Here is a 24,813-nt window from a genome sequence, read left to right on the forward strand (position 1 = left end):
ACGATCTCCGTGAGGCTGCTCTCTCTGCACTCGACCGGGTCGAAATCCCAGATGTGTTCACGTATTTATGTCCGTGAGTATCAGGAGGTACGTCGAGAGCGCCTCGGTCGACGGCAGCGAGACCGACGACTCGAGCAGTATCGGCGCGAGGCGCCTGATGCCGCTGACCGCGAGCGCGACGACCGCGGCGACGACGGGGGGGAGGGCTGCCGTGCGCATGCCCGAGAGGCGACGCCGAGTTCACTTATAAAATCCGATTCGAGGGGGTATCGGGCCCGACGAAGCTCATAAGCCTCGGCTTCGCGTACCGCTCGGCGTGCAGGTCGTCGGCTACGAGACGGATGTCGCGCGCGACTCGGCCGAGCCGGGGGCGGACGGCGCTCAGACGGTCGAGACGAGCGGCCCGATCGGCGGCGGACTCTACGTCGCGAGCGGCGGGAGCGTCGAGTACGTGGACGCGAGCCCGGGCACCGAACTCGCGTTCGGGCTCGGCGAGCGCCGCTGCGCGGGAACGGTCCACGATGGCGACCACGTCGCCTGCGACGCCGCGGACGCACCGTACTGCGACGACCACTCGGGGGTCTGGGTGTGTGCCCGGTGTACCGGGACGTGTCTGAAAGACGAGATGGACTGCCACGAGACGCACGCGATGTACCTCGCGGCGTTCGCGCCGGACGTACTGAAGATCGGCGTCACCCGCGAGTGGCGGCTCGGGACCCGCCTCCGGGAGCAGGGCGCGGACCGCGCGGCCCACATCCGGACGTTCCCGAACGGCCGGATCGCGCGCGAGGTCGAGGCGGAACTGGCCGCTGGGGACAACCTCGTCGACCGCGTCCGCGTCCCGACGAAGCTCGACGGGTTCGGGCGCGCGGTCGACGAGGCGGCGTGGGAGGCGCTCCTCGACCGGTTCGACCCGATCGCGCGGTTCGACTTCGACTACGGGCTCGGCCTCGACGACCGGCCCGTCGCCGAGACGATGGCGGCGGGGACCGTCCGCGGCTGGAAGGGGCGGGTGATCGTACTCGACCGCGGCGGCTCCACGTACGCCGTCGACGCGCGCGACCTCGTCGGCTACGAGCTGACCGACGCCGTCCCGGAGCGCGAACTCCAGTCCAGCCTCGGGGCGTTCGGCGGATGACGGGCGGCGCTCTCGCGGTCCTCTTCGGCGACCCGTTCGCGGTGATGAACACGGTCGGGCTCGTCGCGTTCGCGCTGGTCGGCGCGAGCAAGGCGGTCCGCGAGGAGTTCGACCTCTTCGGCGTCGCCGTCGTCGGGCTGGCGATGGCGTTCGCCGGCGGCGTCACCCGCGACCTCCTCGTCGCGCGCGTCCCCCTCGCGCTGCGCTCGCCGACGGAGATACTCCTAGGGCTGATCGGCGTCGCCCTCGCCGTCGGGCTGAGCGCGTGGCTCGCCTCGCCCGACGAGCACCCGGTGACGGTCGTCGCGGACGCGGTCGGGCTCGCCGCGTTCGCCACCGCCGGCGCCATCGTCGCGACGGACGCCGGGGTGTCCGCGTTCGGCGTCGTCGCCGTCGCGACGATAAACGCCGTCGGCGGCGGCGCGCTCGCCGACATCCTCCTCGACCGCTCGCCGTTCATCCTCTTCGAAGACTTCTACGCGAGCTGCGCCGTGTTGGGCGGCGCGACGTACTGGGCCGTCGGCACGCTCGGCGGGCCCGCGGGACTGGCCGCTGCGGCGTGCGCGGCGGTGACGGTCGGCCTCCGACTCGTCGCCGTCGCCCGCGGCTGGCGGCTCCCGACAGCGAAGCGGTTCGGCGATCGCTTCGCCGACTGATCGATTCGGGGGGCGGGCCGCACAACGGGCCGAGCCCGAAGCGATCCGCCCCCTCAGCGTCCGAGCCCGTCGACCGAGACGACGCGGCGGACGCCGAGGTACGCCGCCGCGGCGATGGCGGCGTACGCAACCACGAGGACGCCCGTCGTCGCGCTCGCGCTGTCGATCGCCAATCTGGCGACCGCGTTCGCGGGGCCGCCCGCCATCGCCGTCGCGCCGCCGAACAGCACGAGGACCGCGACCGAGTAGAGCAGCTGCGCCGCCCGCCGGTCGGGCGCGACCGCCGCGATGCCCACCGCGACGGCGACGACCAGCGTCGTCAGCGCGGTCATCAGCGCCAAGATCGGGCCGACGTTCGCGACCGCGGTGCCGTTCGCCTCCAACAGCAGGAGCCACAGCAGCGCCTGCGCGGGGGCGATCCCGATCGCCGCGGCCGCCTTCCCGTCGACGATCTCGGCGAGCGTCACGGGCGCGACCCGGAGCAGCTCCATGGTCCCTTGATCCAACTCCTCGGTGATCGAGTCGACGACGAGCGAGCCCGAGATGAACACCGGGAGGAAGACTAAGAGCGGGATCAACACGGTGTAAGTGAATGTGAAGTACGGGCTAGTGTCGCTCCGGTCGGGCAGGGGCAGCGGCGACTCCTCTAGGTACGAGGCGCGGCGCTCACGCTCGTTCAGCTCGTAGGTTCGCAGCAGCTCGCGCAGCTGTACCACGATCACGGTCGTCTCAACGGTGGCGTCCGGGGCGGTGACGGCGGCGGACACCCGTCCCGACTCCGTGCGAGTCGCGACCACCACCGCGTCGGCCGCGTTCCGCTCGAAGGCGCTTCGCGCGGCGTCAGCGTCGTCGTAGGGCGTGACCGAGGCGCCGGGGACCTCGCTCGCGGCGCGCTCTAGGTCGTCGACCGCGTCGCCCGCGGCCGCGACTTCGATCTGCGCGCCGTCGAGCGCGCCCGGGTCGTACATCGAGACGAGCCCGACGACGAGGAACGACGAGAACGCGGCGATGAACAGCTGGATCCCGATCGCCAACAGGATCGTCTTCTCGGCGCGGAGCCCCGCGAGCTCCCGGCCGGCGATCGTCACGCGGCTATCCAAGGCTCACCACCCCGACGTTGTACGCGGCGTGCCCCAGCGTGGCCAGCGTCAGCGCCAGGGCGTAGGCGGTCCGGCCCCTCCTCGCGCCGAGGCTGGCCGCGCTCGTCGCGGTCACGTGGAGGACGAGCGGGGCGAAGAACAGCGCCACGAGCGCGATCGGCGGCAGCCCGGAGAGCCCGGCCACGTCGGCGAACGCGGCGCGGCCGAGGAAGAGCTCGGTGAGCCCGACCGCTTGGACGACCGCCGTGGCCTTCTCCGCGAGGAAGAAGCCGGTCCCGGACGCGACGCCGACTGCGAGCGCGACGCGGTCGCTCCGCTCGAAGACGCCGCGCTCGAACCCGGCGTACAGGGCGACGCTCTTCGCGACCTCCTCGATGAACGCGATCGTCACGAGCAACACCGGGATCGACACGGTGACTGGCAGCGCGAACAGCACCGCGACGGCCAGAAGCTCCGCGACGAACACGAAGGGAATCGTACAGGCGGTGAGGAACGCGACCGAACCGAGCGCGCGGAGCCGCTCGCGGTCGAAGAGCGCGCCCCCGACGCCGCCGGGTCCGCCGCCGGTCCGCACCGCCGAGAGCCGGACCGCGAGCGCGTCGAGGAATTTCCGCGTCACGGGCTTCTGGGAGAACATGTCCTCCTCGCGGTAGACGCCGAGCCCGAGGCCGAAAAGCAGAGTCGCCCCGACCGCCATCGGCGCGGTCGAAAAGAGAACTTGGCCCGCCGACACCGCCTCGCCCTGAAGGTCGAAGACAACGAGGGTCAGTGGCGAGACGAGCGCGACGGGCGTCACGTTCGTGAAGATGGCCGGGACGAACGCGTAGGTCGTCAGGAGGACGCTCACGCCAACCGTGACGAAGGTGAGTTCCTTGAACGACCGCGCGAACATCGCGCCGACGAAGGTGGCCCCGAGGAACGTCGCCGCGACGGGCGCCACCGCCACCACGGAGAGCGGTCCGCCGCCGATCACGAGCGCGATGAGGGTCGTGACGACCGCGGCGGCCGCCGCGTACGGAAGCGTCTTGCCCGCGACGATCTCCGCCGGCGCGAGCGGCGTGACGAGCAGTGGTTCTCCGCGACGGTTCGTCCGCTCGTCGAGGATAGAGGAGCCGTACGCCTGTATCAGGAAGTTCATCGGTACGAGGAAGGCGAACGCCAAGAGCAGCGAGGTGAACGGGAACGGCGGCGTGATCGAGGCGGGCGAACCGGTCGTGTCCGCGCCGAACGCCCCGCCGCCGATCGACGGGATCGCGAAGCCGCCCTCCCCGTCCGATCCCGTCTCGCCGCCATCAGAGCCCGGGTCGGCGGTTCCGCCCGCTCCCGAGTCGGGAGCGGACCCGCCGCCGGACTCCCCGTCGGTCGACGCGTCTCCGGAGGAACCGTCGCCCGAGTCGGCCCCACCGGAGTCGCCGGCGGAGTCCGCGTCCGACCCGGAACCGCTCGTCTCCGTGCCGTCGCCCTCCGTTCCGCCGTCGGCCGCGGTGCCGCCGTCGTCCCCGTCGCTCGCGCTGCCGCCGCCCGGATCGCCCGTCCGACTGCCGTCGCTCCCGCCGAGCGTCGCGCCGTCGTCGAACCCGGTCGTCCTGCCGACGTACCGGAGCGTAACGGTGACCGGGAACGCCGCGGTCCGGTTCGGCTCGGCGCGCAGCAGCCGCTCGTTGTGCGCCTCGACCGCCTCGCGAACCGACGCGGCGGCCGCCTCGCCCTTCCGCGTGTCGGTCGCGCGGACGACGACCGAGTCGACGTCCGCCGGATCGATCGCCCCGTCGTCGACGGAACCGGGCCGCACCACGGTCACCACCACCGCGTCGGCGGAGTCGCCGAGCGACGCGGTCTCGGCCGGGACCGGTCGCAGCGACGCTTCCTCCTCGATCGCCTCCGCGTACGGCGAGCCGGCGTCGACGCCGACCCGGTACACGTCTTGGTCGACGTCGAGGCCGGCGACGCCGGTGGCCACGCCGACCCCGACGACGCCGCCGGCGACGAGAAGCAGGGCGACGCCCGCGGCGAGCGTCCGGCGGTCGACGCCGCCGGACGCCCGCGCCGACTCCCACTTGGCGACGCGAAGCACTCGGCGGCCGGCGACGGCGAGCCGTCGACCGAGGCGACGCAGCCGGTCGGTCACTCGGTGGCCTCCGTCGCGGTCGCCGCCGTCTCCCGCTCTGTTCCGTCGGTCGATCGGTCGTTTTCCGGCCCGTCAGGCTCTTGCCCGTCGACCTCGCCGTCGTCGAGCCCGTCGCCGGTGTAGCGGCCGGGCATCGGCCGGCCGACGATGTCGAGGAACACGTCCTCCAAGCTCGGCTCGCGGCTCCGGATGTCGACGACCTCGCCGCCGGCGTCGGCGGCGGCCTCGCGGACGGCCGCGACCGCGTCCATGCTCGGGACCGCCGTGCGGTACCGGTCGCCGACCTCCTCGGGCGTCGCGTCGAGGTCGTCGAGGGGCGGCGTCGCGGTCGGCTCGACGTCAGTGAACACGCGGTAGGTCGTCTCGCCGTGTCGCTCGCGGATCCCGTCGACGCTCCCGCGGGCGACGATCCGCCCCTCGTTCATCACCACGACGCGGTCGCAGACCGACTCGACGTGGTAGAGGTTGTGCGCGGAGAAGACGACGGTCTTCCCCGTCTCGCGGAGTTCGCGGGTGAACGCCAGCACAGAGTTGGTCGTCACCGGGTCGAGCCCGGACGCGGGCTCGTCGTACACCAGCACGTCCGGGTCGTTGACCAGCGAGCGCGCGATTGCGACCTTGCGTTTCATTCCCTTCGAGACGTCGCCGAGGCGACGCTCCCGGTGGTCGAGTTCCAGCCGGTCGAGCGCGGCCTCGATCCGCTCGTCGGCGACCTCTCGGGGCACGTCGTAGAGGTCGGCGAAGAAGCGGAGGTACGACCGCGCGGTCATCTCCTCGTACAGCGGCGAATCCTCGGGCAGGAACCCGAGGTGGCGACGCATCTCGGGGTCCGAGGCGTCGAACCCGGCGACGGTCACCTCGCCGTCGGTCGGTTCGACGAGACCGGCGATCACCTTCAGCGTCGTCGTCTTGCCGGCCCCGTTCGGGCCGACGATCCCGAACACCTCGCCGTCGTCGACGGAGAAGTCGCTGTCGACGACGGCCGCGAAGTCACCGTAGGTCTTCCGCAGCCCCGACACCTCGATCATGCCTGCGCCTCCGCCGGCGCGTGGGTTAAAGCCACGCCCGCGGTTATCGGCCCCGAGAACGCGGCGACGGCGAGGACACCGGAGGGCGAGCGAGCGCGACGAACGACGGTCGGCCGAGCCCCCGACTCCGTTCGGTAGTCGATCGCTCCGTCCGGTAGTCCGTCACTCCGTGTAAGGTTTCTCGACGTTCCCGTCGCCGCTGATGTACGCGTTCATCCGACGGGTGATCCCGTCGAACAGCGTACTGAGCGGCGAGAGGACGCGCTCGACGAGTCGGATCGGCGACGAAGGCCGGGACGGGCCGGCCCGACGAGAGAAAACGGTCGACTCGCGCTACTCTTCTTCCTCTTCCTCGACCGGTCCTCGCCCTCGTTCCCAGACCGCGTCCGCGGAGGTGTCGTTCGGTGCTGTGTGCGAGACGTCTTTCATGGTGTCGCGATTGCTTGCCATATTGACTCCCAATACCCCGGACCTCTGTATTAACCCTTCGTGGAAAGAGATAATGAGTCCTCATACCATATAAGGTATTAATATGGCTCTGTGCCACGATAGCGCAAAAAGTGGACGAATTGCGTATTGCCTCTGTTTTATGCCCCAGGTATCGGATGTGCGTTCGGATCTGAGCGGAGGATCACAGCGATGAGGGACGCCGCCGCCGGAGGACGCGACGTGTTGGGAGATTCCGATCGCGACAGCGAAACCGCGGTGGTCCGAGAGGGGACGACGCTCGCGGTCGGCCGCGACATCGACGCCCCGCCTGAGCGGACCGCGACGGCGCTCCGCGACACGCGACGGTGGCCCGACTGGAGCCCGTCCGTGGGGGGCGTGGAGAGCACCGATCGGTACGTCGAGACCGGGACGACCGGACGGGTCCGGGTCGCGGACGCTTGGGTTCCGTTCCGGGTGACGGCCGCGACGCGCCTCCGCTGGGACTGGCGGGTCGCCGGGGTTCCGGCCACGGGCCACCGGGTCGACCGCTATCCGGAGGATCCGGGTCGGTGTCGAGCGGTGATCGAAGTCCCGCTCGTCGCGGCCCCGTACGTCCCCGTCTGCCGACGCGCGCTCGACAAGTTCGCGGCGCTCGTCGAGGGAAGGTGATCCGGGCGGCGCCCGTGCCTCAGTTCTCGTAACCCGCTTCGAAGGGGTCGATGACCTCGCCGCCGGGCTCGTCCTCGTCGCGGGTGACTCCCGGCCCTCGCGTCGCGAGTTCGAAGACGAGCCCGTCGGGGTCGGTGAAGTAGACGCTCTTGAAGTAGGTCCGGTCTTTCACCTCGGAGACGCGGACATCGTGGGCCTCGAGGTGTTCCCTCCACTCGCGGAGCGTCGCCTCGTCCTCGACGCCGAACGCGAAGTGGTGGCTCGCGCCCGGGCCGGGCGTCCCCTGCGAGTTCGGGTACTCGAAGTAGGTGACGTTGGTGCCCGGCTCGCCCTCCGGAGTCGACGAGAAGTAGTAGTGCGGCGTCCCGGGGTCGTCGTAGTTCTGCGTCCGCTTGACCGTGTGCCAGCCGAGCACGTCCTCGTAGAACGCCGCGGTCTCCTCGATGTCGGTACAGATGTTCGTGACGTGGTGGAGTCCCGTCGTCGGCGGCGCGTCGGTCATGGTCCGCGTGATCGGTCGTCGGGAGAGTAGTTAGTCGTACTGGGGGTTCGAAACGCGGATACGCCAGTCGCCGGACGATTCGGTTGGGGGTCGGCTCGGTCAGTCGGTTCGAACGGCGCTCAGAACAGCCCGACGCCGACCGCGTACGGCCACGCGGCCCCGCCGACGGCGAGCAACGCCAGCGCGGCGCCGGCGCCGTAGACGTTCTTCAGGAAGCTCGTCATCTCATTCTGCCGCTCTTCGGGGTCGTCCACCGACCAGAAGTCGTGCATCGTCACGGCGGAGACGAGGAGGAAGAACGCGAGCGAGCCCCCGGAGAGGACCGGGAACGCGCCCGCGGCGACGGCGAGTCCGCCGAGGACGAGGACGGCGCCCGAGGCGATCACCGAGAACTGCGGCGCGGGGAGGCCCTTGAACTCGGCGTAGCCGGCCATCGTCTCGAGGTCGGTGAAGTGGTTGAGCCCCATGAACGCGAGCGTCGCGCCGAACAGGATCCGGCCGAGCAGGAAGAGTTCGCCCGCGAGGGGTGTGTCGAACTGGAGCGGTAACGTCGCGGTTTCAGCTAACATCGTGTAACCTGCTATACGGACGTAACCTATTTATCGTTTCCCGGACAATAGAGTTAGTAGGTAACACCGATGTCATCACAGGACCTTTCCGCGGCGGAGTCGGCGGAGACGGCGGATTCGGGGGCTGAAGCGGCTGGCGAGGCGACGGCGCCCGAGACCCCATGCCCCGTCATCGACTCCATCGAACAGATCGGCTCGCAGTGGCGGCTCGTCGTCCTCCACGAGCTGTTGAACGGCGAGGCGCGGTTCAACGAGCTCAAGCGCGAGACCGACGCGAACGCCCGGACGCTCTCGCGCGTGCTCGACGACCTCCAAGAGACGGGCTTCGTCGACCGCCGGTTAGAGGAGGACGCGCCGGTGGCGACGTACTACAGCCTGACCGCGAAAGGCGAGTCGCTCGCCCCCGTCTTCGAGGAGATCGACGAGTGGGCCCAGGAGTGGCTCGCCGAGTGCGACGCGTAAGCGTGCGTTAGCAGGAGTGGATTTCGTTTATAAACAGACATCCGTTCCCAGGCTGTTTGTTTATAAACTACCAACAGCGAATCGTCGATGAAGGCCTCCAAAGCCCCAGCCGCGAGGGCGGCGCACGCTCGCTGCGCTCCTCGGTCGCTCGCTGCGCTCCTCGGTCGCTCGCTCCCTGCGGTGCTTGCGTCGCCTGCGCTGCCCTCGCGACTGCCCCTTTGAGTCCCGCCCCGTACAGCACCGCAGCCTCACACCTCCCCAGCCTCGTCGGCCGGCCTCCGCTTCGCTCCGGCCCGCCGACTCCCTCGCGCGTGCTCCTCGCGTCCGTTGGACGCTCGGAGGCACGCGCCACCGCCTCACAAATCGATGAGCGGCGCTGGCAGGCACATCGGTTTGTAAATCGTGCCGCCGCGTCGCGCAGCCGCTGCGTCGCTCTCACACGTACTTTCGCGCGAACGCGTACAGGTCCGGGATGATGTACGCTACCCCGCCCACCGCGAGAGCGATCACGAGCGGGACCCCCCATGGGGTGTACCCGTCGAGTCGTATCGACCACCTGAGCAGCCCGGCGGCCTCCACGAGCGGCGGCACGAGGTACACGCTCGCACCGACCGCCGCGGCCGCCGGCGCGTGGACCGCCGAGACCCGATAGCCGTAGGCGCTGCCGGCGATGAGGGCGAGGCCGAGAGCGATCACGAAGGCGGCGTAGATGAGCGCGCCGAACCCGCCGAGCGGACCCGGTCCGTAGAGCGTGAACTCGTAGACGCGCTCGTCCGCGAACACGTAGTACAGGCCTCCCTCCTCGGGAGCCTCCTCGATGTCGATCCCGGTGTCTCCCGGAGCGACGTCCAATCCCGAGGGAACCGGTTTCGAGATCGAGACGCTGCCGTCGTCGGAGTCCGCCGCCACCGTGAAGAAGCGCTGTCCCCGTTCGGAGAGGTCCTCGTATTCGAAGGCGAACCCCTCGCAGTCGGCGAACGCGACGCTGACGTCTCCGGAGTCGGCGTCGTCCGTCGGGAAGAAACACGCCAGTTCGCCGCCGTCCCTGACGAAGTTCCAAGCCCCCGACCGGAACTCGGACGGGAGGTCGTCGACGGCGACCTCGTCGCGATCGCCGGCAGCCTTGACGGAGGCTTCACCGCGATCAGAGCCGGCGTCGACGACGTCCCGCGCCGCCCCGGAGAGGTCCGCGTAGCGGTGGACTTCGCTGTCCGTTCGATCCACCGAGTACGTAACCGGGGCCGGGTCCGTCGCGCCCGCGACAGCGCCGGTGACGACCCCGACTCCGACGACGAACAGGCAGAGGGCCGCGAGGAGTTCGGGTGACGGGCGATTCATCACCTGTTCCGATCCTCCGACGGCGTATGTGTTTTGTGTGACCTCGATTCGGCGACGGCGCTCCCGGCGCGGGCGGAAAGTGCTTCGCCGCCGAAACGCACACCATTCTCCGGCGCGTACGTGACGCCGTGTACGCCGGACTGAAGAACACTCCCTGTTGCCTGTGCGGCCGGGACGACACCCACACCCGGATCGCCGTGCCGCCGCGGGCGCTCCGGCTCATGGAGAACGGCGAGCCGATCGCGTGGCGCGACGTGGTCGGCACCGTGACGCTCCGCTTCTGCGCCGACGACTGGGACCTCGTGAGCGACCTCGCCGTCGAGATGGACGCGCACCCGCTCTCGCGGTGTAACGCGGCGCACGTCTCCCTCGACCTCCGCGAGGACCACGAGGCGCTGCTGTCGGCGACGAAGGCCGAGACGGACCAGACGGAACTGGAGACGCGACTGGCATCCGAGGCCGAGGCGACGCTCGACGCGGTCGACGATCCCTACACAGAGGAGCGCGACGTGGTCGAGGCGATCGTGGTGTTGCGCGCGCTAGAGGAGCTCGGCGTCCGGGAGCCCCCCGGCGACGCCGCCGCGCTGGCGCGCGACGACTGAGACGGTCGGGCGGCGCCGACGCCCGCTCACCGCCTGACCTCGAACCCGTCTTCCCCCTCCGGCGCGCCGTACTCGGCGTCCACGTCGCCGACCTCGGCGGCCCGGCTCCCGGTCTCACACCACGCCACCATGTCGCGAACGGCTCCCTCCGGACCCTCGAAGACGGCCTCGACCCGGCCGTCGTCGAGGTTCCGCACCCAGCCGTCGACGCCCTTCTCGCGGGCGGCGTCGCGGGTGCTCGCCCGGTAGTAGACGCCTTGGACGCGGCCCGAGACGAACACGTGCGCTCGAACGCGGTCGGTCATCGGTCGGTGGTGCGGCGCGCTGCCTGTTAAACGACCCGCCCGCGACCGACCGGCCGCCGACCGACCCGCGCCCGCAACCGACGCCTACTAACTCCCGCGCGCCGACGTGGGCGACATGGACCTGTTCGGAACCGCCGGGATCCGCGGCGGCGTCGAGGACCGCGTCACCCCGTCGCTCGCGCTCGCAGTCGGGCGGGCCGTGGGCGCCGAGATCCGATCGCGTACCGACGATTCGACCGCCGCGTCGACGCCCGAGCCGACGGTCGTCCTCGCCCGCGACGGGCGGGTGACCGGCCCGGCGCTCGCGGCCGCGATGGAGGCCGGTCTCTCCGCCGGCGGCGTCGCCGTCCGCCGCGCCGGGCAGCTCCCGACCCCGGCGCTCGCGTACGCCTCGCGGGGGCGCTACGGCGTGATGCTCACCGCGTCCCACAATCCGCCGACGGACAACGGGATCAAGCTGTTCCGCGACGGGACGGAGTTCGACCGCGACGCGGAGCGCGCCGTCGAGTCGCGGGTCGCCGACGAGGAGCCGGTCGCTCCGTGGGACGAGTGGACCGAGCCGACTCGAACCGACCCGCTCGGCGACTACCTCGCCGCCGTCCGCGAGTACGCCGCGGGGTTCGGCGCGCCCCTCGACGGGCTCCGGGTCGCGGTCGACTGCGGAAACGGGATGAGCGCGCCCGCGACGCCGACCGTCCTCCGCGAACTCGGCGCCGACGTGGTCACGCTCAACGGGAACGTCGACGGCCACTTCCCCGGCCGCGGGAGCAAGCCGACCCCGGAGACGCTCGCCGACCTGCGCGCGTTCGTCGCCGACGCCAACGAGGGCGTCGAGGACCCCGGACGGCCGACCGACGACGGGAGGGGAGCGGGAGGCGACGGCGACGCGGACGAGACCGAGGGGTTCGCCTTCGGTATCGGTCACGACGGCGACGCCGACCGGATCGTGATCGTCGACGCGGACGGCGAGGTCGTCCACGAGGACACGGTGCTCGCGGTGCTCGCGGAGCGGTACACCCGCGCGAGCGACGCCGCTGACCCCGTCGTCGTGACGACGCCGAACGCCTCCGGTCGGATCGACGAACGCGTCCGCGACGCCGGCGGGCGCGTCGAGCGCGTCCGGCTCGGCGCGCTCCACGAGGGGATCGCCGCGGTCCGGGAGGACGCCAGCGCGGCCGGCGCCCTCGGCGAGGCCGGCACGGTCGGCGAGGCGGGCGCCGCGGGAGAGGTGGGCGCTGACACGCGCGTCGTCTTCGCGGCCGAACCGTGGAAGCACATCCACGTCGCGTTCGGCGGCTGGATCGACGGCGTGACCTCCGCGGCGGTGCTCGCGCGCCTCGTCGCCGACGAGGGGCTCGACGCGCTCCGCGGCCCGGTGACCGAGCGCCCGTACCGAAAGGTGAGCGTGGCCTGTCCCGACGACGCGAAGGAGCCGGCGATGGACCGGTTGGCGACGGCGTTGCCGGACGCGTTCCCCGACGCCGCGGTGGACACCGACCACGGCGTCCGCCTGGAGTTCGACGACGCCTCGTGGACGCTGGTTCGGCCCTCCGGCACCGAGCCGTACGTCCGCGTGTACGCCGAGAGCGACGACGTCGACGCCCTCGTCGCCGAGGTCGAAGCCGTGGTCGAGGACGCGGTCGCGGACGCGTAGGGCCGGCCGGTCCGACCGCCGACGCCCCGTCGCGGACGCGTCGGCGACCCCGCGTCACCCCGTTCGGAACCGTGAGAGATTCGGGTTCGTGGATCAGACGGCGGCGATCGGGCGACTGATACCCCGGAATCGGGCCGCTTCTCTCCACGAACGTGCCACCTCGACACCGCGAGAACGACGAATTTATGCCGCGTTCCGACGGGGGTACGAGTGAGATGGCATCCGACTTCGATCGGCGGCGGTTCATCAAGGCGGCAAGCGCAGCGGGCCTCGTCGGCCTCGCCGGGTGTAGCGGCGGCCCGAGCGGTGACGGGGGCGACGGGGGCGACGGCGACGTGCCGGCGCGGATCGGCATCGTCTATTCCGACGGCGGACTGGGGGACAACTCGTTCAACGACGCGGCCCAGCAGGGGATCTTCCAGGCGGAAGAGGAGTTCGGCATCGCGTACGACGAGTCGGAGCCCGACGGCGCCGGCGAGTTCGAGCAGTTCCAGCAGCAGTACGCCGGCTCGACCGACCCGGCCTACGACCTGGTCTGTACGATCGGGTTCAATCAGGGCGACTCGCTCTCGCAGACCGCGCCCGAGTACCCCGACCAGGACTTCATGATCGTCGACACCGTCGTCGACGAACCGAACGTCGCGAACTACCTGTTCCGCGAGCACGAGGGCTCGTTCCTGATGGGCGTGCTCGCCGGCCGCCTGACCGAGACCGAGTTCTCGGCCGGCGCCGGCGAGACGGACCCGGACTCGACGACCGTCGGGTTCGTCGGCGGCGTCGACAGCCCCGTCATCCGCCGGTTCCAGGCCGGGTTCGAGGCCGGCGTCGACTACGCGACCGACGACGTCGACGTCACCACGAGCTACGTCGGCAGCTACGCCGACCCCACCGGCGGGCAGGAGGCGGCGCTGTCGATGTACCAGAGCGGCGCGGACGTCGTCTACCACGCCTCGGGCGCGACGGGCGTCGGCGTGTTCCAAGCCGCACAGGAGGAGGGGCGGTTCGCCTTCGGCGTCGACCAGGACCAGTCGGTCTCCAACGAGTCGTTCTCGGACGTCATCCTGGCGTCGATGGTGAAACGCGTCGACACCGCGGTGTACGAGTCGATATCGAACGTCATCGACGACAATCACCAGGGCGGGTCGACCACCGCGCTCGGCTTGGAGTCCAACGGCGTCGAGTGCGTCTACGGGCAGGAGATCGGCGACCAGGTCCCAGACGAGATCGCGACCGCCGTGGCCGACGCGCGCGACGAGATCATCGCCGGGAACATCGAGGTCCCGGAGACGACGAGCAACTGAACGCGGCGCCGCCGACTCGGAACCGAACCTCGCCGGCGGAATTTTTGTTTCCGGTCGGGCGACGGAGTGTCCCTCGTTCCGGTCGGACGACGAACAGGACCGGGCGCAGTAGCTCAGAATCCGGGCGCTTTTAGGCTCCGGCGCGGAGTTACGGGTGAATGAACCCGGCGGTCCACTTGGACGGTATCACGAAGCGATTCCCCGGGGTCGTCGCGAACGACGACGTCGATCTCGCGGTGGAGCGCGGGAGCGTCCACGCCCTCCTCGGCGAGAACGGGGCCGGCAAGACCACGCTGATGAACGTCCTGTACGGTCTCTACCGACCGACCGAGGGGACCGTCCGGCTCGACGGCGAGCCGCGGTCGTTCGACTCGCCGCGGGACGCGATCGACGCGGGCGTCGGCATGATCCACCAACACTTCATGCTCGTCGACCCGATGACGGTGTGGGAGAACGTCGTCTTAGGCAACGAGCCGACGACTTGGGGCGGACTCCGCGTCGACAGGGAGGCGGCGCGGGAGGCCGTCGTCGAACTGAGCGAGCGGTACGGCTTCGACGTGGACCCGGACGCGACGATCGCGGACATCTCGGTCGGAGAGCAGCAGCGCGTCGAGATCCTGAAGGCGCTGTACCGCGGCGCCGAGGTGCTCATCATGGACGAGCCGACCGCGGTGCTGACGCCGCAGGAGGTCGAGGAGCTGTACGGCGTCTTCGAAGAGCTCACCGAACAGGGGAAGACGATCATCTTCATCTCGCACAAGCTCGGCGAGGCGCTGTCGGCGGCCGACGACATCACCGTCCTCCGCGACGGGGTCAACGTGGGCACCGTCGCCGCGGCCGACGTGACGCGCGAGGAGCTCGCGGAGATGATGGTCGGCCGGGAGGTGCTGATGGACCCCGCCACGTCGCCCCGAGAGACGGGCGAGCGCGTGCTGGAGGTGACCGACCTGTGCGTCGAGGACGACCGGGGCGTCGAGGCGGTCTCGGACCTGTCCTTCGAGCTCCGGGGCGGGGAGATCCTGGGGATCGCGGGCGTCGACGGCAACGGACAGTCACAGCTCGCCGAGGCGATCACGGGTCTGCGCGAGACGGCGTCCGGGGAGATCCGCTACCGCGGCGAGTCGATGGTCGGGCAGACCCGCCGCGACCGGATCGACCGCGGGATGGCGTTCATCCCCGAAGACCGACAGGAGCGCGGCCTGGTGATGTCATACGACCTCACCGAAAACGGGGTTCTAGGGAGCCAACACGACCCGCCGTTCGCGCGCGGCGGACGGCTCGATTGGGGCGCGGCGCAGGACCACGCCGAGTCCGTCATCGAGCAGTACGACGTCCGGCCGCCGGACGCCGACGCGGAGGCCGAGTCGCTGTCGGGAGGGAACCAGCAGAAGTTCATCGTCGGGCGGGAGTTCGAGCGCGACCCTGAGCTGGTCGTCGCCGCCCACCCCACCCGCGGCGTCGACATCGGCTCCACGGAGTTCCTCCACGACCGGCTGCTCGAACTGCGCGCCGAGGGGAAGGCGGTCCTGCTCGTCTCCTCGAAGCTCGACGAGGTACAGGGGCTCTCCGACCGGCTCGCGGTGATTCACGAAGGAGAGTTCACCGGAGTCGTCGACCCCGCGACCGTGACCGAAGAGGAGATCGGGCTGCTGATGGCGGGCGAGTCGCTCGACGACGACTCGGTCGAACGGGCGGCGATCCACGACGCCGGCGGCGCGCCGGACGAGGTCGACGGCGGGGCGGCCGACGACGAGGGGGTGGACGCGTGAGCGATTCGGCGCCCGACGGGGACCGTACGGAGTCCCTCCTCGCCCGCGTGGTCGCCCCCTTCGTCGACCGGAGCGTCGCCGAGCGGCTCGTCATCAGCGTCGCCGCGATCCTCCTCTCGATCGTCGTCGGCTTCGCGCTCGTGCTCGTCTCCGGCCGGATCGCGCAGTGTTCGACCGCGGCGTGGACGATGCCGCTCACCGGGATCGGCTTCTGTTACGACCCGATCGAGGTGTACGTCGTGCTGTTCAACGGCGCGCTCGGGTACCCGTTCGCCGTCGGCGACCCCGGGCTGTTCAACCCCGCGTGGACGCCGTTCAACCTCTCGTTCGGTCTGACGCTCTCGGAGACGACGCTCCTGATCTTCACCGGGCTCTCCGTCGCCGTCGCCTTCCGCGCCGGCCTGTTCAACATCGGCACGCAGGGGCAGCTCGTCGTCGGGGCGCTCTCGACCGCCCTCTCGGTCCTCGCGCTCGCGCCCCTGCTCCCGGCCGGCCCGGTCGCCGGTGCCGTGCTGATCGTCGTCGGGACCGCGGCGGGCGCGGTCGGCGGCGGACTCTGGGGCGCGATACCCGGCGCGCTCAAGGCGTACGCCGACGCCAACGAGGTGATCACGACGATCATGCTCAACTTCGTCGCCGCGAACGTCGCGTACGTGCTCGTGTTGGAGGTGTTCCGCGCCGAGGGCTCCTCGGTGGTCGCCACCCGCTACGTCCCAGAATACGCGCAGTTCCCGTCGGTGCTATTCCCCCCGTCCACCGACTTCGCGCTGCTCGCGCTGGCAGGGGGCATCGCCTTCATCGGCGCGCTCTACTACTTCGTCGAGCACACGTCGCTCGGGTACGACCTCCGGACGAGTGGCGTCCAGGCGGCCGCGGCCGAGTACGGCGGTGTGAACGCGAAGCTCACGACCGTGCGGGCGATGACGTTGTCCGGCGCGCTCGGCGGTATCGGCGGCGCGGTGTGGGTGCTGATGTCCGAGGGGCGGTGGATGGCCTCGATCCCGGACCTCGGCTTCGACGGGATCACCGTCTCGATCCTGGCCGGGAACAACCCGATCGGCGTGCTGCCGGCGGCGTTCCTCTTCGGGGTCCTGAAGGGCGGCGCCTTGGAGATCGGCTTCCGGACCGACGTTCCCACGGAGCTCGTCGCCGTGCTGCGCGGGCTCATCATCCTGTTCGTCGCGATGCCGGAGTTCTTCCGGATGATCGGTCGATACACCGGCGTCGGGGGGACTGCCGGCGGCCCGGGCGGCGCGGCGTCGGCGGAGTCAGATGCCTCCGCCGGCGGCGACGGGGGTGAAGCCGATGCGTAACCCGCTCTCGCCGGCGTCGCTCCTCGAAGGCGCGAGCGAGTCGGGGTACGTCCGTTCGCTTATCGCCGGCACCGTCGGAGTGCTCGCGCTGCTCGGCGTGTCCGGGCTCGCGTTCCCCGACTCCGTGGCGGGCGACCTCGCGGGCATCGTCTTCTCGACGAGTACCGCCACGTCGACGGCGCGGCTCGCGGCGCCCATCGTGCTCGCCGGACTCGGCGGCATCTTCGCCGAGAAGTCCGGCGTCATCAACATTGGCCTAGAGGGGCTCCTCATCATCTCGGCGTTCGTGTCGGTGTACGCCGCGTCGGTCGTCGGCGTGGGCAACGCCGTCCTCGGCGTCCCGGCGCTCGCGATCGCGTTCCTCGCCGGCATCGCGGCGTCGACGTTCCTGTCGGCGGTGTTCGCGGTGGTCTGTATCGAGTTCAAGGCCGACCAGATCATCGCCGGGCTGGCCGTCTGGCTCATCGCGTTGGGGCTCGCGCCGTTCCTGTCGACCGTGTTCTTCGGCGGCGTCAACACGTCGAACCTCGGCGTGAGCGTCGGGTGGCAGTACTCGGCGACGATGGTGGTTTTCGCGACCGCCGGCTCGTGGTGGCTGTTGAACAAGACCGCGTTCGGCAAACACCTCCGCGCGGCGGGCGAGAACCCGAAGGCGCTCGACACGGTCGGCGTCTCCGTCTCGAAGGTGCGCTACGCCGGGGTGCTGCTCTCGGGCGTCCTCTCCGGAGTGGGCGGCTCGGCGCTGGCGCTGTCCATCGGGCAGTTCGTCGGCTCCGGCGAGACGATGGTCCAGGGCAAGGGATTCATCGCCATCGTCGCGTACCTGTTCGGCAACTACAATCCGCTCGGGACGCTCGGCGCGGGCGCGCTGTTCGCCGGCCTCGACGCGATACAGATCCGGCTCCAGCAGCTCGGGTACGCGATCCCGGACACGCTGGTCCAGACCATCCCGTACGTCGTCGTGATCGTCGTCCTCACGCTGGTCGGCCGGACGCAGATCCCCGAGGCCGCGGGCGAACACTACGAGACCGAGGAGTAGCTCGCGCCCGCTGACGACCTCCCGGGTCCGGACGGTCAGTCCGACGCCTCGGTCTCCTCGGTCGGCGAGGGCAGTCGCAGGTCGGCGAACGCCTCGGTGTCGCCGATCCCCGTGACGATCTTGACCTCGTCGGTGATCGGGACGCCGACGCAGGAGAGGCGGGCGTTCGCCCCGCGGATCTGCTCGTCGGAGAGGATCGACTGCCCCGGCATCGCCACGTCGCCCTTCACCACGACCACGGCGCAGTTGGAGCAGGCGCCGCCGCGGCAGGCGTACGGCCACGACCGGCCGCCGCGCTCCGCCGCTTCCAGGATCGACTCGCCGGGCTCGACGAGGAAGCGGCCGTACTCCGGGAGGTCGAGGTCGGCGTCCGCGGCCTTCTCGAAGAGGTCCTCATCGTCGAGCGACCAGCCGTGCTCGGTCAGCGCGTCGCGGTCGAGGTGATAGACGGTAGACGGCGACCCGGTGCGGACCGGTTCGACCGACCCCTCCGCGTACCGCCGAACCACGTCGGCCGCCTCGCCGACCGGCTCGTCGCCGAGGTCGTCGAACCAATCGCGGACCGTCGCGGGCGCGAGGTTCGACTCCGCGGCGACCGCCCCGATGTCGACCCCTTCGAGCCGGGCGACCGTCGAGACGAGCCCCGGCGAGTCGAGGGCCGTGATCGTCTCCTCGACCCACTCCTCGGAGCGGTCGTACCACGAAGCGAGTTCGGCCGTGCCGATACCTCGGTCGTACGCGACGGCGGTCATCAGCGCCGCGGTCGCCTCCGCCGACCGGACCTCCGAGAGCCACGCCCGGAGCCGGTCGGCGTCGACCCGTTCGAGTTGCCCCATGTCCGTATCGTTCGTTTCGAGGCCGTTAAACGACGAGCCTGAACAGTTAGGCTCCGGACGCGCCCCGGCTCGCCCCGGCCATCGCGAAATTCGTCGGCGCGCGGCCGACCGAAACGGGAGCAAAGAGTTTTGCCCGGCGCACGACACGGTCCGGTAATGGATATCGACGAGTACGACGTCGTCGTGGCGGGGGCCGGGACCGCCGGCTGCTACGCCGCCGCGACGATCGCGAACGAGGGGCTCGACGTCGTCATCGTGGAGCGGAAGGACGCCGAGGAGGCCGGCCACATCGCCTGCGGCGACGCCCTGAAGGGCGCCGACGCCTTCCCCGAAGCGATCCCGAAGGACCGACTCGAACCCGCGTTCACGAACACCGGCGTCGACCACGGTCGCTTCGAGATCCCGCAGGAGGACACGGTCCTAGAGATCCCCGTCCCCGGTGAGCTCGCCGTCATCGATCGCTGGGAGTACGGCCGCCAGCTCATCTCCGGGGCCGAGGACGCGGGCGTCGACTTCCACTACGACACCGTCATCAACGACGTGAGACAGGACGAGAGCGGCCGCGTCACCGGTATCCACGCGGTGCGGAAGGGCGACCCGCGGACGTACGAGGCGGACGTCGTGATCGACGGTGCCGGGTCGCTCTCGCTGCTCCAGGACAAGGCGGACTTCGAGGGGACGACCTTCGACACGAACGTCCGGTACTCGCAGTTCTGCTCGGCGTACCGCGAGATCGTCGACGTGCCGGAGCCGGTCGAGTGGGACGACGCGCTGGTGTTCAAGGCGACCGACCGCGCGGCGGGCTACCTCTGGTACTTCCCGCGGACCGCGAGGGAGATCAACGCCGGCCTCGGCTTCCAGATGACGGAGGAGCCGATGAAGCTCGTCGAGTCGCTGAAGAAGGACCTCCGCGACCGCCCCGAGTTCGAGGGCGCGGAGGTCCGCGACAAACTGGGCGCCGCCCTGCCCACCCGACGCCCCTACGACTCGGCGGTCGCGCCGGGGTACATGGCGGTCGGCGACGCGGCGGGTCACGTGAACCCGACGACCGGAGGGGGAATCGCCGGCGCGGCGTACGCGGGCAAGTACGCCGGCGAGCAGGCCGTGAAGGCCGTCTCGGACGACGACGTGAGCGAGGAGAACCTCTGGCGGTACAACACCCGCGTGATGGACCACTTCGGCGGCCGGTACGCCGGCCTCGACGTGTACAACGTCCTCGCGACTTCGGTCGACGTGGACAACCTCATGGGGCTGCTCGCGTCGCTGCCGGGCGAGAAGCTCGCGGAGGCGCTGTACGAGGGGTCGACCTCGATGTCCTTCGGGCTGAAGCTGAAGGCCGCGGTCAAGTCGTTCGGCTACTGGGGGACGATCCGGAACTTCTACCAGACGAAGTCGCTGGCGGACGAGCTGATCGGCCACTACGAGGAGTACCCGACGAGCCCCGCCGCGATGGCGAACTGGACCCGCCAGCGCGACGACATCATGGACCGCGTCTACGAGACGACCGGCGCCGACGCGAAGTACTGAGGCCGTGAGCGGCTACCGGCTCACTACCGTCGAGACGGTGCGCGAGCAGGGCTCGTGGGCGTTCACGGCTCGTGAGGGCGACGAGGACCGCGAGGTGTTCCTCGTGCCGTGCGCGGACGAGTCGGATGAGCGCGACGACGAGGACCCACCGGTGCGTGCGTGGATCAACCGCTGTACCCACGAGGACCAGCGGCTTCACCGCGAGGCGGTGGGCGCCGTCACCCGCGGCGGCTCCGTCGTCTGCCCGAAGCACGGCTCGGCGTTCGACGCGTGCGACGGCGGCTGCGACAACGGCGAGGCGGCGGGCACGACGCTCCGATCGGTGGACGTGACCGTCCGCGACGGCGCGGTGTTCCTGACCGACGACGACCTCAGCTACCTCCGCGAGGGGTTGCCGGACGAGGACGACGACGACGGCGCGGGGCCGTCGTCGAGCTCGCACCTCACCTTCTGAACGGGGCGAGATTCGGCGGACTGGCGACGTCTACGGCTGCGCCTCCGCGACTCGCCGGATCGCGCCGGCGATCACGTCGATGCCGAGCGACAGGTCGTCCTCGACCACGTCGAAGTCGGTGGTGTGGTGCCCGCCCGGGTGGTCGGTTCCGACGCCGAGGTAGCAGGCGAGCCCGCCCTGATCTTGGACGCGGTTCATCAGGTACGTAGCGTCCTCGGAGCCGCCGAGGTCGTCGCTGTCGACGATGTTCGTGACGCCCTCGACGTCGCCCGCGGACTCCCGGACGAGGGCGGCGAGCGCGTCGTCGCTCGTCGCGCTGGGCGCCTCGCCGAGCGTCGACACCTCGACCTCGCAGTCGTGCATCGCCGCGGCGGAGTCGAGGATGCGGTCGGCGTGGTCGGACATGTACTCGGCGAGCTCCGTCGTCTGTCCGCGGAGCTCGCCCTCGATGTGCGACTCCTCGGGGATGATGTTTGTCGCGGTGCCGCCGCCGACGAGCCCAGCGTTCACGCGCGTGGGGCCGTCGGCATGCCGCGGGATGGCGTAGAGGTTCTGGACCGCCGCCGCCATCGCCTGAACCGAGTTCCGACCCTGCTCGGGGCGCGCGCCGGCGTGCGCGGGCTCGCCGGAGAAGTCCGCGAGGAAGTGCCGCACCGCGAGGAACCCCTCGACGCCGCAGACGACCTCGCCGGACGGGTGATCGAGGCCGACGTGGACCGCGTAGAGGTAGTCGACGTCGTCGAGGTGGCCCGACTCGGCCATCGGCTTCCCGCCGGCGACCTGCTCCTCGCCCGGCTGGAAGAACACCTTGAGCGTGCCGGAGAAGTCGGAGTCGAGGACGGCGTCGAGCGCGCCGAGCCCCATCGTCGCGTGGGCGTCGTGGCCGCAGGCGTGCATGAACCCCTCGTGCTCGGAGCGGAACCCCTCGGCGGCCGGGACGTGCTCGGCCGACTCAGACTCCGTGATCGGGAGCGCGTCGATGTCGACCCGCAGGCCGATCACGGGGCCGTCGCCGCGCTCGACGACCGCGACGCAGCCGGTGTAGCCGCCCGAGAGCCGGTCGAGGATATCCGGGTCAGCGCCCGCCTCGCGCGCCTGCTCCTCCCACTCCGAAAGCTCCTCGTCGTCGGGGACGTTCAGTCGCTCGTCGGTCGCCAGCGCGTCCGGGCCGACGTGGAGCTCCGTCAGGTCCCGCTCGCGGAGGGCCTCGACGATGCGGGCGGTGGTGTAGAACTCGCGCCACGCGGGCTCGGGGTGGCGGTGGAGGTCGCGGCGGAACGCGCGGTACTCGTCGTCTTCGAGAACGCTCATACCCGTGGGTGGCCCGGGGACAGGTTAAAACGTCGGCTGCCGGAGAGCGACGGGGACCGCATCGGAGCCGACCGCGGGCGGCTCACTCCTCGGCCGTCCCCATCCGCTCAGAGTAGTCCCACGCGTGGATCCGCTCCGGTTCGATCCGGATCTCGACCTCCTCGCGCTCGGATCGCAGGAGCCGGTCGGCGGTCGGGTTGTCCGTGCCGCCGAGGTACTTCGTCAGGAGCGACCGCAGGAGCCGCTTCCCATCGTCGGGTCGGACCGTCGCTCGGCCGCGGCCGCGGACCCCCTTGTACGGCGGGTCGTTCGTCGACACGTCGAAAGAGACGCTGTCGTCGTGGTCGACGAACTCGACCAGATCGGCGTTCGCGCTCGTCGCACAGCGGATCGCGCCGGGCGGCCGCGCCGCGCCGTCGCCGTCGTCTCCACCGTCGGCGCTCCCCCCGTCCGGGTCCCACGCGAACCACAGCGAGACGATCCACGGACGGTCGCCCGGGGTACGGCAGCCGAGGCGGACCGGGACGGACGCGGCGGCGAGGAACTCGTCGACGCGGTCGCGGTCCCACGGGCCGGTCGGGTCCATACCGATCCCACGCCCGCGCCCCGCCTAACAGTTGCGCCGCCCGGACTCGATCGAGGTCGGCGGCCGAACCACTCGGAGCCCGGCGGCTCCGGAACACAAGAGAATTGACGGTCCCCCCGCGAGAGGTGGTATGACCGACTACTTCGAGGTCCACGAGCGCGACGGCGCCGCCCGGCTCGGGGAGGTCCGCCTCGCCGAGCCCATGTCCACGCCGGCGCTGGCGGACCCGTTCCTCGACGACGGCGGAAGTCTTTGGGCCGGTGACCGCGAGGTCCCAGACGGCGACGAGACCGCGCTGACGGTGCTTCCCCACAGGGCGTTCCCCGCGGGGACCCGCGACGAGGTGCGCGAGTCGTTCGCGGTCGACCACCCTGGCGTCGCGTTCCCCTCGGCCGCGGTCGTCGACAGTCGGAGCGCCCGCGACCTCGGCGCCGACGCGTACCTGCTCTCGGACGCGCAGGGGTTCGTCGGCCACGGCGAGGCGTTCCGGGACGCGATCCTCCGCGCGAAGTCGGCGCTGCCGCCGGACGCCGCGCTCGGCCTCTCCGGCGTCGCGACCCCGCGGAACGTCGCGCTCCTCGCGTACGCCGGCGCCGACCTCGTCGACGCGACGCGCGCCCGGACGAAGGGGACGCAGGGGATGTACCTCACCGCCGACGCGGAACACTTCCTCGAAGACTTGGAGGAGCTCCCCTGCGCCTGCCCGGCCTGCGCGAAACCCCGAAGCGAGTTCACCCGGGACGACTGCGCCGACCACAACGCCAACGCGCTGCGGGCCGAGCTTCGGCGGGTCCGCGAGCGGATCCGGAGCGGCCGCCTGCGCGATTACATCGAGGCGCAGGCCCGCCACGAGGGGTGGCTCACGGCCGCGTTCCGCGAGTTCGACGACCAGTGGGGGTACTTGGAGGAGCGGACGCCGCTCATGCGCGACGCGGAGGTGACGGCGGCGTCGGCGGAGACGCTCGACCGCGTCGAGATCCGTCGGTTCGCCGACCGCGTCACGAGCCGCTACCGGAACCGGTTCACCGACCAGCCGCTCGTGTTGGTCCCCTGCTCGGCGACGAAGCCGTACAGCGACTCCCAGAGTCACCGCCAGTTCCACGACGCGATCAAGTGGCGCGGCCACACCGTCTCGATTACCTCCCCTATCGGCGTGGTGCCGCAGGAGCTCGAGACGACCTACCCCGCTCAACACTACGACTCGGTCGTCACGGGCGACTGGAGCGAAGACGAGATCGAGTTCGTCGCGGAGGTCCTCCGGCGGTATCTCGAACGCAACGACTACTCGCGCGTCGTCGCGCACGTCCCCGAGGACGGGTACCGCGAGATCTGCGAGCGCGTGGAGAGCGACCCCGCGATCGACGCCGACTTCGAGTACACCTGCGTCGACCACCCGACGACCGACGAGTCGCTCGGCGAACTGAACGCCGCCCTCCAGGGCGAGCCGGCGTACAGCAAGCGGGAGCGCGAGCACAACACGGTTCGCGCTATCGCCGATTACCTGCTCGGCGACGGCGCGGGCGACGACCTGTTCGGCGGTCTCGGCGCGAGCGGCGGAGGCGACCGATACGGCGGCGAGGCCGACGTCCGCACCACCGGCCGCTACCCCAAGCTCCAGGTGTGGGGCGACGAGCCCGACGCCGGCCGCGAGGGCGAGCCGGGCGAACAGCTCGCGACGATGGTCCCGCAGTACGGCACGCTCTCGTTCACCCTCGCCGGCGCGCGCCGCTGGGTCGAGAGCGACGCGCCGACGAAGCGGGTGGAGATCGATCAGTTCGTCCCGCGTGGCTCCGTGCTCGCGCCGGGCGTCGTCGACGCGGACGACGATATTCGGGTCGGCGACGAGGTCGTCATCGAGGGGCCGAAGGCGTTCGCGGTCGGCCGCGCGGCGATGTCTGGCCCAGAAATGGCGGGATCGACCCGCGGCGTCGCCGTCGAGGTGCGGCACGGAGAGGAGAAGTAACTGGACGGCTCCGGTGAACTCCTCGGCGGACGATCGCCTTCAGTTGTCGCGCCGGACCCGGAGCCCGTTTCGATGTCGGCCCGCTACGACTCGGGAGCGCTCCGCGAGAAGTTCCCCGAACTATCGGCGTTGCG

24 protein-coding genes are annotated in these 24,813 nt (G+C 70.8%); 13 read left to right on the top strand and 11 right to left on the bottom strand.

Annotated features, from left to right (window positions below; all coding sequences use genetic code 11):
- Positions 1 to 57: 57 nt before the first annotated feature.
- A complete protein-coding gene (locus Z052_RS20185; RefSeq protein WP_158228675.1) occupies positions 58 to 219 on the bottom strand; it encodes a hypothetical protein in 162 nt (53 codons plus the stop codon).
- A 97-nt stretch (positions 220 to 316) separates the two neighbouring features.
- Here Z052_RS20185 and Z052_RS08065 point away from each other — a divergent pair, with 97 nt between their 5' ends.
- On the top strand, positions 317 to 1,138 hold the full coding sequence (locus tag Z052_RS08065) for a DUF2797 domain-containing protein (RefSeq protein ID WP_176454909.1): 822 nt from the start codon (positions 317 to 319) through the stop codon (positions 1,136 to 1,138).
- Positions 1,135 to 1,794 (top strand): trimeric intracellular cation channel family protein, encoded by a 660-nt coding sequence (locus tag Z052_RS08070; protein ID WP_049929659.1) that lies wholly within the window; start codon positions 1,135 to 1,137, stop codon positions 1,792 to 1,794. The genes Z052_RS08065 and Z052_RS08070 overlap by 4 nt, the downstream gene beginning before the upstream one ends.
- A gap of 53 nt (positions 1,795 to 1,847) precedes the next feature.
- Here Z052_RS08070 and Z052_RS08075 read toward each other — a convergent pair whose 3' ends face one another.
- The 3 genes from Z052_RS08075 to Z052_RS08085 are packed head-to-tail and all read right to left on the bottom strand — an operon-like array spanning position 1,848 to position 6,050.
- Complete coding sequence (locus Z052_RS08075; protein ID WP_094494654.1) at positions 1,848 to 2,894, bottom strand: ABC transporter permease; 1,047 nt, start codon at positions 2,892 to 2,894, stop codon at positions 1,848 to 1,850.
- Positions 2,887 to 5,022 carry a PrsW family intramembrane metalloprotease gene (locus Z052_RS08080; RefSeq protein WP_094519364.1) on the bottom strand — a complete coding sequence of 712 codons (2,136 nt, stop codon included), beginning with the start codon at positions 5,020 to 5,022 and terminating at the stop codon, positions 2,887 to 2,889. The genes Z052_RS08075 and Z052_RS08080 overlap by 8 nt, the downstream gene beginning before the upstream one ends.
- Positions 5,019 to 6,050 carry an ABC transporter ATP-binding protein gene (locus Z052_RS08085; protein WP_089307692.1) on the bottom strand — a complete coding sequence of 344 codons (1,032 nt, stop codon included), beginning with the start codon at positions 6,048 to 6,050 and terminating at the stop codon, positions 5,019 to 5,021. The genes Z052_RS08080 and Z052_RS08085 overlap by 4 nt, the downstream gene beginning before the upstream one ends.
- 639 nt (positions 6,051 to 6,689) lie before the next feature.
- On the opposite strand from Z052_RS08085, the gene Z052_RS08090 reads away from it, so the two are divergent.
- Positions 6,690 to 7,148 carry an SRPBCC family protein gene (locus tag Z052_RS08090; protein WP_094519363.1) on the top strand — a complete coding sequence of 153 codons (459 nt, stop codon included), beginning with the start codon at positions 6,690 to 6,692 and terminating at the stop codon, positions 7,146 to 7,148.
- A gap of 19 nt (positions 7,149 to 7,167) precedes the next feature.
- Here Z052_RS08090 and Z052_RS08095 read toward each other — a convergent pair whose 3' ends face one another.
- Together Z052_RS08095 and Z052_RS08100 are read right to left on the bottom strand one after the other, a co-directional pair.
- Complete coding sequence (locus tag Z052_RS08095) at positions 7,168 to 7,650, bottom strand: VOC family protein (RefSeq protein ID WP_086216626.1); 483 nt, start codon at positions 7,648 to 7,650, stop codon at positions 7,168 to 7,170.
- Between the two features lie 119 nt (positions 7,651 to 7,769).
- Positions 7,770 to 8,219, bottom strand: a complete 450-nt coding sequence (locus Z052_RS08100; RefSeq protein WP_094519362.1) for a DoxX family protein — start codon at positions 8,217 to 8,219, stop codon at positions 7,770 to 7,772.
- Positions 8,220 to 8,288: 69 nt separating this feature from the next.
- On the opposite strand from Z052_RS08100, the gene Z052_RS08105 reads away from it, so the two are divergent.
- On the top strand, positions 8,289 to 8,681 hold the full coding sequence (locus Z052_RS08105) for a helix-turn-helix domain-containing protein (protein WP_089307691.1): 393 nt from the start codon (positions 8,289 to 8,291) through the stop codon (positions 8,679 to 8,681).
- 435 nt (positions 8,682 to 9,116) lie between these two features.
- On the opposite strand, the gene Z052_RS08110 is transcribed toward Z052_RS08105, so the two are convergent.
- Positions 9,117 to 10,019, bottom strand: coding sequence for a hypothetical protein (locus tag Z052_RS08110; RefSeq protein ID WP_049929651.1), 903 nt, complete (start codon positions 10,017 to 10,019; stop codon positions 9,117 to 9,119).
- 128 nt (positions 10,020 to 10,147) lie between these two features.
- Between Z052_RS08110 and Z052_RS08115 the strand changes: the two genes are divergently transcribed.
- Positions 10,148 to 10,621 (top strand): hypothetical protein, encoded by a 474-nt coding sequence (locus Z052_RS08115; protein WP_086215896.1) that lies wholly within the window; start codon positions 10,148 to 10,150, stop codon positions 10,619 to 10,621.
- 26 nt (positions 10,622 to 10,647) lie between these two features.
- On the opposite strand, the gene Z052_RS08120 is transcribed toward Z052_RS08115, so the two are convergent.
- Entirely contained in the window at positions 10,648 to 10,926 is a 279-nt protein-coding gene (locus Z052_RS08120) for an acylphosphatase (RefSeq protein ID WP_049929649.1), read from the bottom strand.
- A gap of 115 nt (positions 10,927 to 11,041) precedes the next feature.
- On the opposite strand from Z052_RS08120, the gene Z052_RS08125 reads away from it, so the two are divergent.
- The 5 genes from Z052_RS08125 to Z052_RS08145 all read left to right on the top strand — a co-directional run bounded on the left by Z052_RS08125 (position 11,042) and on the right by Z052_RS08145 (position 18,002).
- Complete coding sequence (locus Z052_RS08125) at positions 11,042 to 12,580, top strand: phosphomannomutase (protein ID WP_094519361.1); 1,539 nt, start codon at positions 11,042 to 11,044, stop codon at positions 12,578 to 12,580.
- A 215-nt stretch (positions 12,581 to 12,795) separates the two neighbouring features.
- On the top strand, positions 12,796 to 13,881 hold the full coding sequence (locus Z052_RS08130; RefSeq protein WP_086215894.1) for a BMP family protein: 1,086 nt from the start codon (positions 12,796 to 12,798) through the stop codon (positions 13,879 to 13,881).
- Between the two features lie 158 nt (positions 13,882 to 14,039).
- Positions 14,040 to 15,650, top strand: coding sequence for an ABC transporter ATP-binding protein (locus tag Z052_RS08135; protein ID WP_094553492.1), 1,611 nt, complete (start codon positions 14,040 to 14,042; stop codon positions 15,648 to 15,650).
- Complete coding sequence (locus tag Z052_RS08140) at positions 15,647 to 16,963, top strand: ABC transporter permease (protein ID WP_049929645.1); 1,317 nt, start codon at positions 15,647 to 15,649, stop codon at positions 16,961 to 16,963. The genes Z052_RS08135 and Z052_RS08140 overlap by 4 nt, the downstream gene beginning before the upstream one ends.
- Positions 16,956 to 18,002, top strand: a complete 1,047-nt coding sequence (locus tag Z052_RS08145) for an ABC transporter permease (RefSeq protein ID WP_099288958.1) — start codon at positions 16,956 to 16,958, stop codon at positions 18,000 to 18,002. The genes Z052_RS08140 and Z052_RS08145 overlap by 8 nt, the downstream gene beginning before the upstream one ends.
- Positions 18,003 to 18,037: 35 nt before the next feature.
- Here Z052_RS08145 and fer read toward each other — a convergent pair whose 3' ends face one another.
- Complete coding sequence (gene fer, locus Z052_RS21225; RefSeq protein WP_094519360.1) at positions 18,038 to 18,838, bottom strand: ferredoxin Fer; 801 nt, start codon at positions 18,836 to 18,838, stop codon at positions 18,038 to 18,040.
- A 156-nt stretch (positions 18,839 to 18,994) separates the two neighbouring features.
- Between fer and Z052_RS08155 the strand changes: the two genes are divergently transcribed.
- Positions 18,995 to 20,365: a geranylgeranyl reductase family protein gene (locus Z052_RS08155; protein ID WP_099288959.1), complete on the top strand. Its 1,371-nt coding sequence runs from the start codon at positions 18,995 to 18,997 to the stop codon at positions 20,363 to 20,365.
- Positions 20,366 to 20,369: 4 nt separating this feature from the next.
- Positions 20,370 to 20,819 (top strand): Rieske 2Fe-2S domain-containing protein, encoded by a 450-nt coding sequence (locus tag Z052_RS08160; protein WP_049929641.1) that lies wholly within the window; start codon positions 20,370 to 20,372, stop codon positions 20,817 to 20,819.
- Between the two features lie 30 nt (positions 20,820 to 20,849).
- On the opposite strand, the gene Z052_RS08165 is transcribed toward Z052_RS08160, so the two are convergent.
- A complete protein-coding gene (locus Z052_RS08165; RefSeq protein WP_094520300.1) occupies positions 20,850 to 22,130 on the bottom strand; it encodes an amidohydrolase in 1,281 nt (426 codons plus the stop codon).
- Positions 22,131 to 22,212: 82 nt separating this feature from the next.
- Positions 22,213 to 22,716, bottom strand: a complete 504-nt coding sequence (locus Z052_RS08170; RefSeq protein WP_049929639.1) for a hypothetical protein — start codon at positions 22,714 to 22,716, stop codon at positions 22,213 to 22,215.
- A gap of 130 nt (positions 22,717 to 22,846) precedes the next feature.
- On the opposite strand from Z052_RS08170, the gene arcS reads away from it, so the two are divergent.
- Complete coding sequence (gene arcS / locus Z052_RS08175) at positions 22,847 to 24,679, top strand: archaeosine synthase subunit alpha (protein ID WP_099288960.1); 1,833 nt, start codon at positions 22,847 to 22,849, stop codon at positions 24,677 to 24,679.
- The last annotated feature ends 134 nt before the right edge of the window (positions 24,680 to 24,813 follow it).

The sequence above is a fragment of the Halorubrum sp. C191 genome (genome assembly GCF_002727095.1).
GTDB classification, from domain to species: Archaea; Halobacteriota; Halobacteria; order Halobacteriales; family Haloferacaceae; genus Halorubrum; species Halorubrum ezzemoulense.

Excerpts from the sequence above, each read along its gene's own strand:
- Z052_RS20185 (WP_158228675.1), bottom strand. The coding sequence starts at position 219 with ATGCGCACGGCAGCCCTCCCCCCCGTCGTCGCCGCGGTCGTCGCGCTC.
- Z052_RS08070 (WP_049929659.1), top strand. The coding sequence starts at position 1,135 with ATGACGGGCGGCGCTCTCGCGGTCCTCTTCGGCGACCCGTTCGCGGTG.
- Z052_RS08085 (WP_089307692.1), bottom strand. The coding sequence starts at position 6,050 with ATGATCGAGGTGTCGGGGCTGCGGAAGACCTACGGTGACTTCGCGGCC.
- Z052_RS08090 (WP_094519363.1), top strand. The coding sequence starts at position 6,690 with ATGAGGGACGCCGCCGCCGGAGGACGCGACGTGTTGGGAGATTCCGAT.
- Z052_RS08095 (WP_086216626.1), bottom strand. The coding sequence starts at position 7,650 with ATGACCGACGCGCCGCCGACGACGGGACTCCACCACGTCACGAACATC.
- Z052_RS08100 (WP_094519362.1), bottom strand. The coding sequence starts at position 8,219 with ATGTTAGCTGAAACCGCGACGTTACCGCTCCAGTTCGACACACCCCTC.
- Z052_RS08105 (WP_089307691.1), top strand. The coding sequence starts at position 8,289 with ATGTCATCACAGGACCTTTCCGCGGCGGAGTCGGCGGAGACGGCGGAT.
- Z052_RS08110 (WP_049929651.1), bottom strand. The coding sequence starts at position 10,019 with ATGAATCGCCCGTCACCCGAACTCCTCGCGGCCCTCTGCCTGTTCGTC.
- Z052_RS08120 (WP_049929649.1), bottom strand. The coding sequence starts at position 10,926 with ATGACCGACCGCGTTCGAGCGCACGTGTTCGTCTCGGGCCGCGTCCAA.
- Z052_RS08125 (WP_094519361.1), top strand. The coding sequence starts at position 11,042 with ATGGACCTGTTCGGAACCGCCGGGATCCGCGGCGGCGTCGAGGACCGC.
- Z052_RS08130 (WP_086215894.1), top strand. The coding sequence starts at position 12,796 with ATGGCATCCGACTTCGATCGGCGGCGGTTCATCAAGGCGGCAAGCGCA.
- Z052_RS08135 (WP_094553492.1), top strand. The coding sequence starts at position 14,040 with ATGAACCCGGCGGTCCACTTGGACGGTATCACGAAGCGATTCCCCGGG.
- Z052_RS08145 (WP_099288958.1), top strand. The coding sequence starts at position 16,956 with ATGCGTAACCCGCTCTCGCCGGCGTCGCTCCTCGAAGGCGCGAGCGAG.
- fer (WP_094519360.1), bottom strand. The coding sequence starts at position 18,838 with ATGGGGCAACTCGAACGGGTCGACGCCGACCGGCTCCGGGCGTGGCTC.
- Z052_RS08155 (WP_099288959.1), top strand. The coding sequence starts at position 18,995 with ATGGATATCGACGAGTACGACGTCGTCGTGGCGGGGGCCGGGACCGCC.
- Z052_RS08165 (WP_094520300.1), bottom strand. The coding sequence starts at position 22,130 with ATGAGCGTTCTCGAAGACGACGAGTACCGCGCGTTCCGCCGCGACCTC.
- Z052_RS08170 (WP_049929639.1), bottom strand. The coding sequence starts at position 22,716 with ATGGACCCGACCGGCCCGTGGGACCGCGACCGCGTCGACGAGTTCCTC.
- arcS (WP_099288960.1), top strand. The coding sequence starts at position 22,847 with ATGACCGACTACTTCGAGGTCCACGAGCGCGACGGCGCCGCCCGGCTC.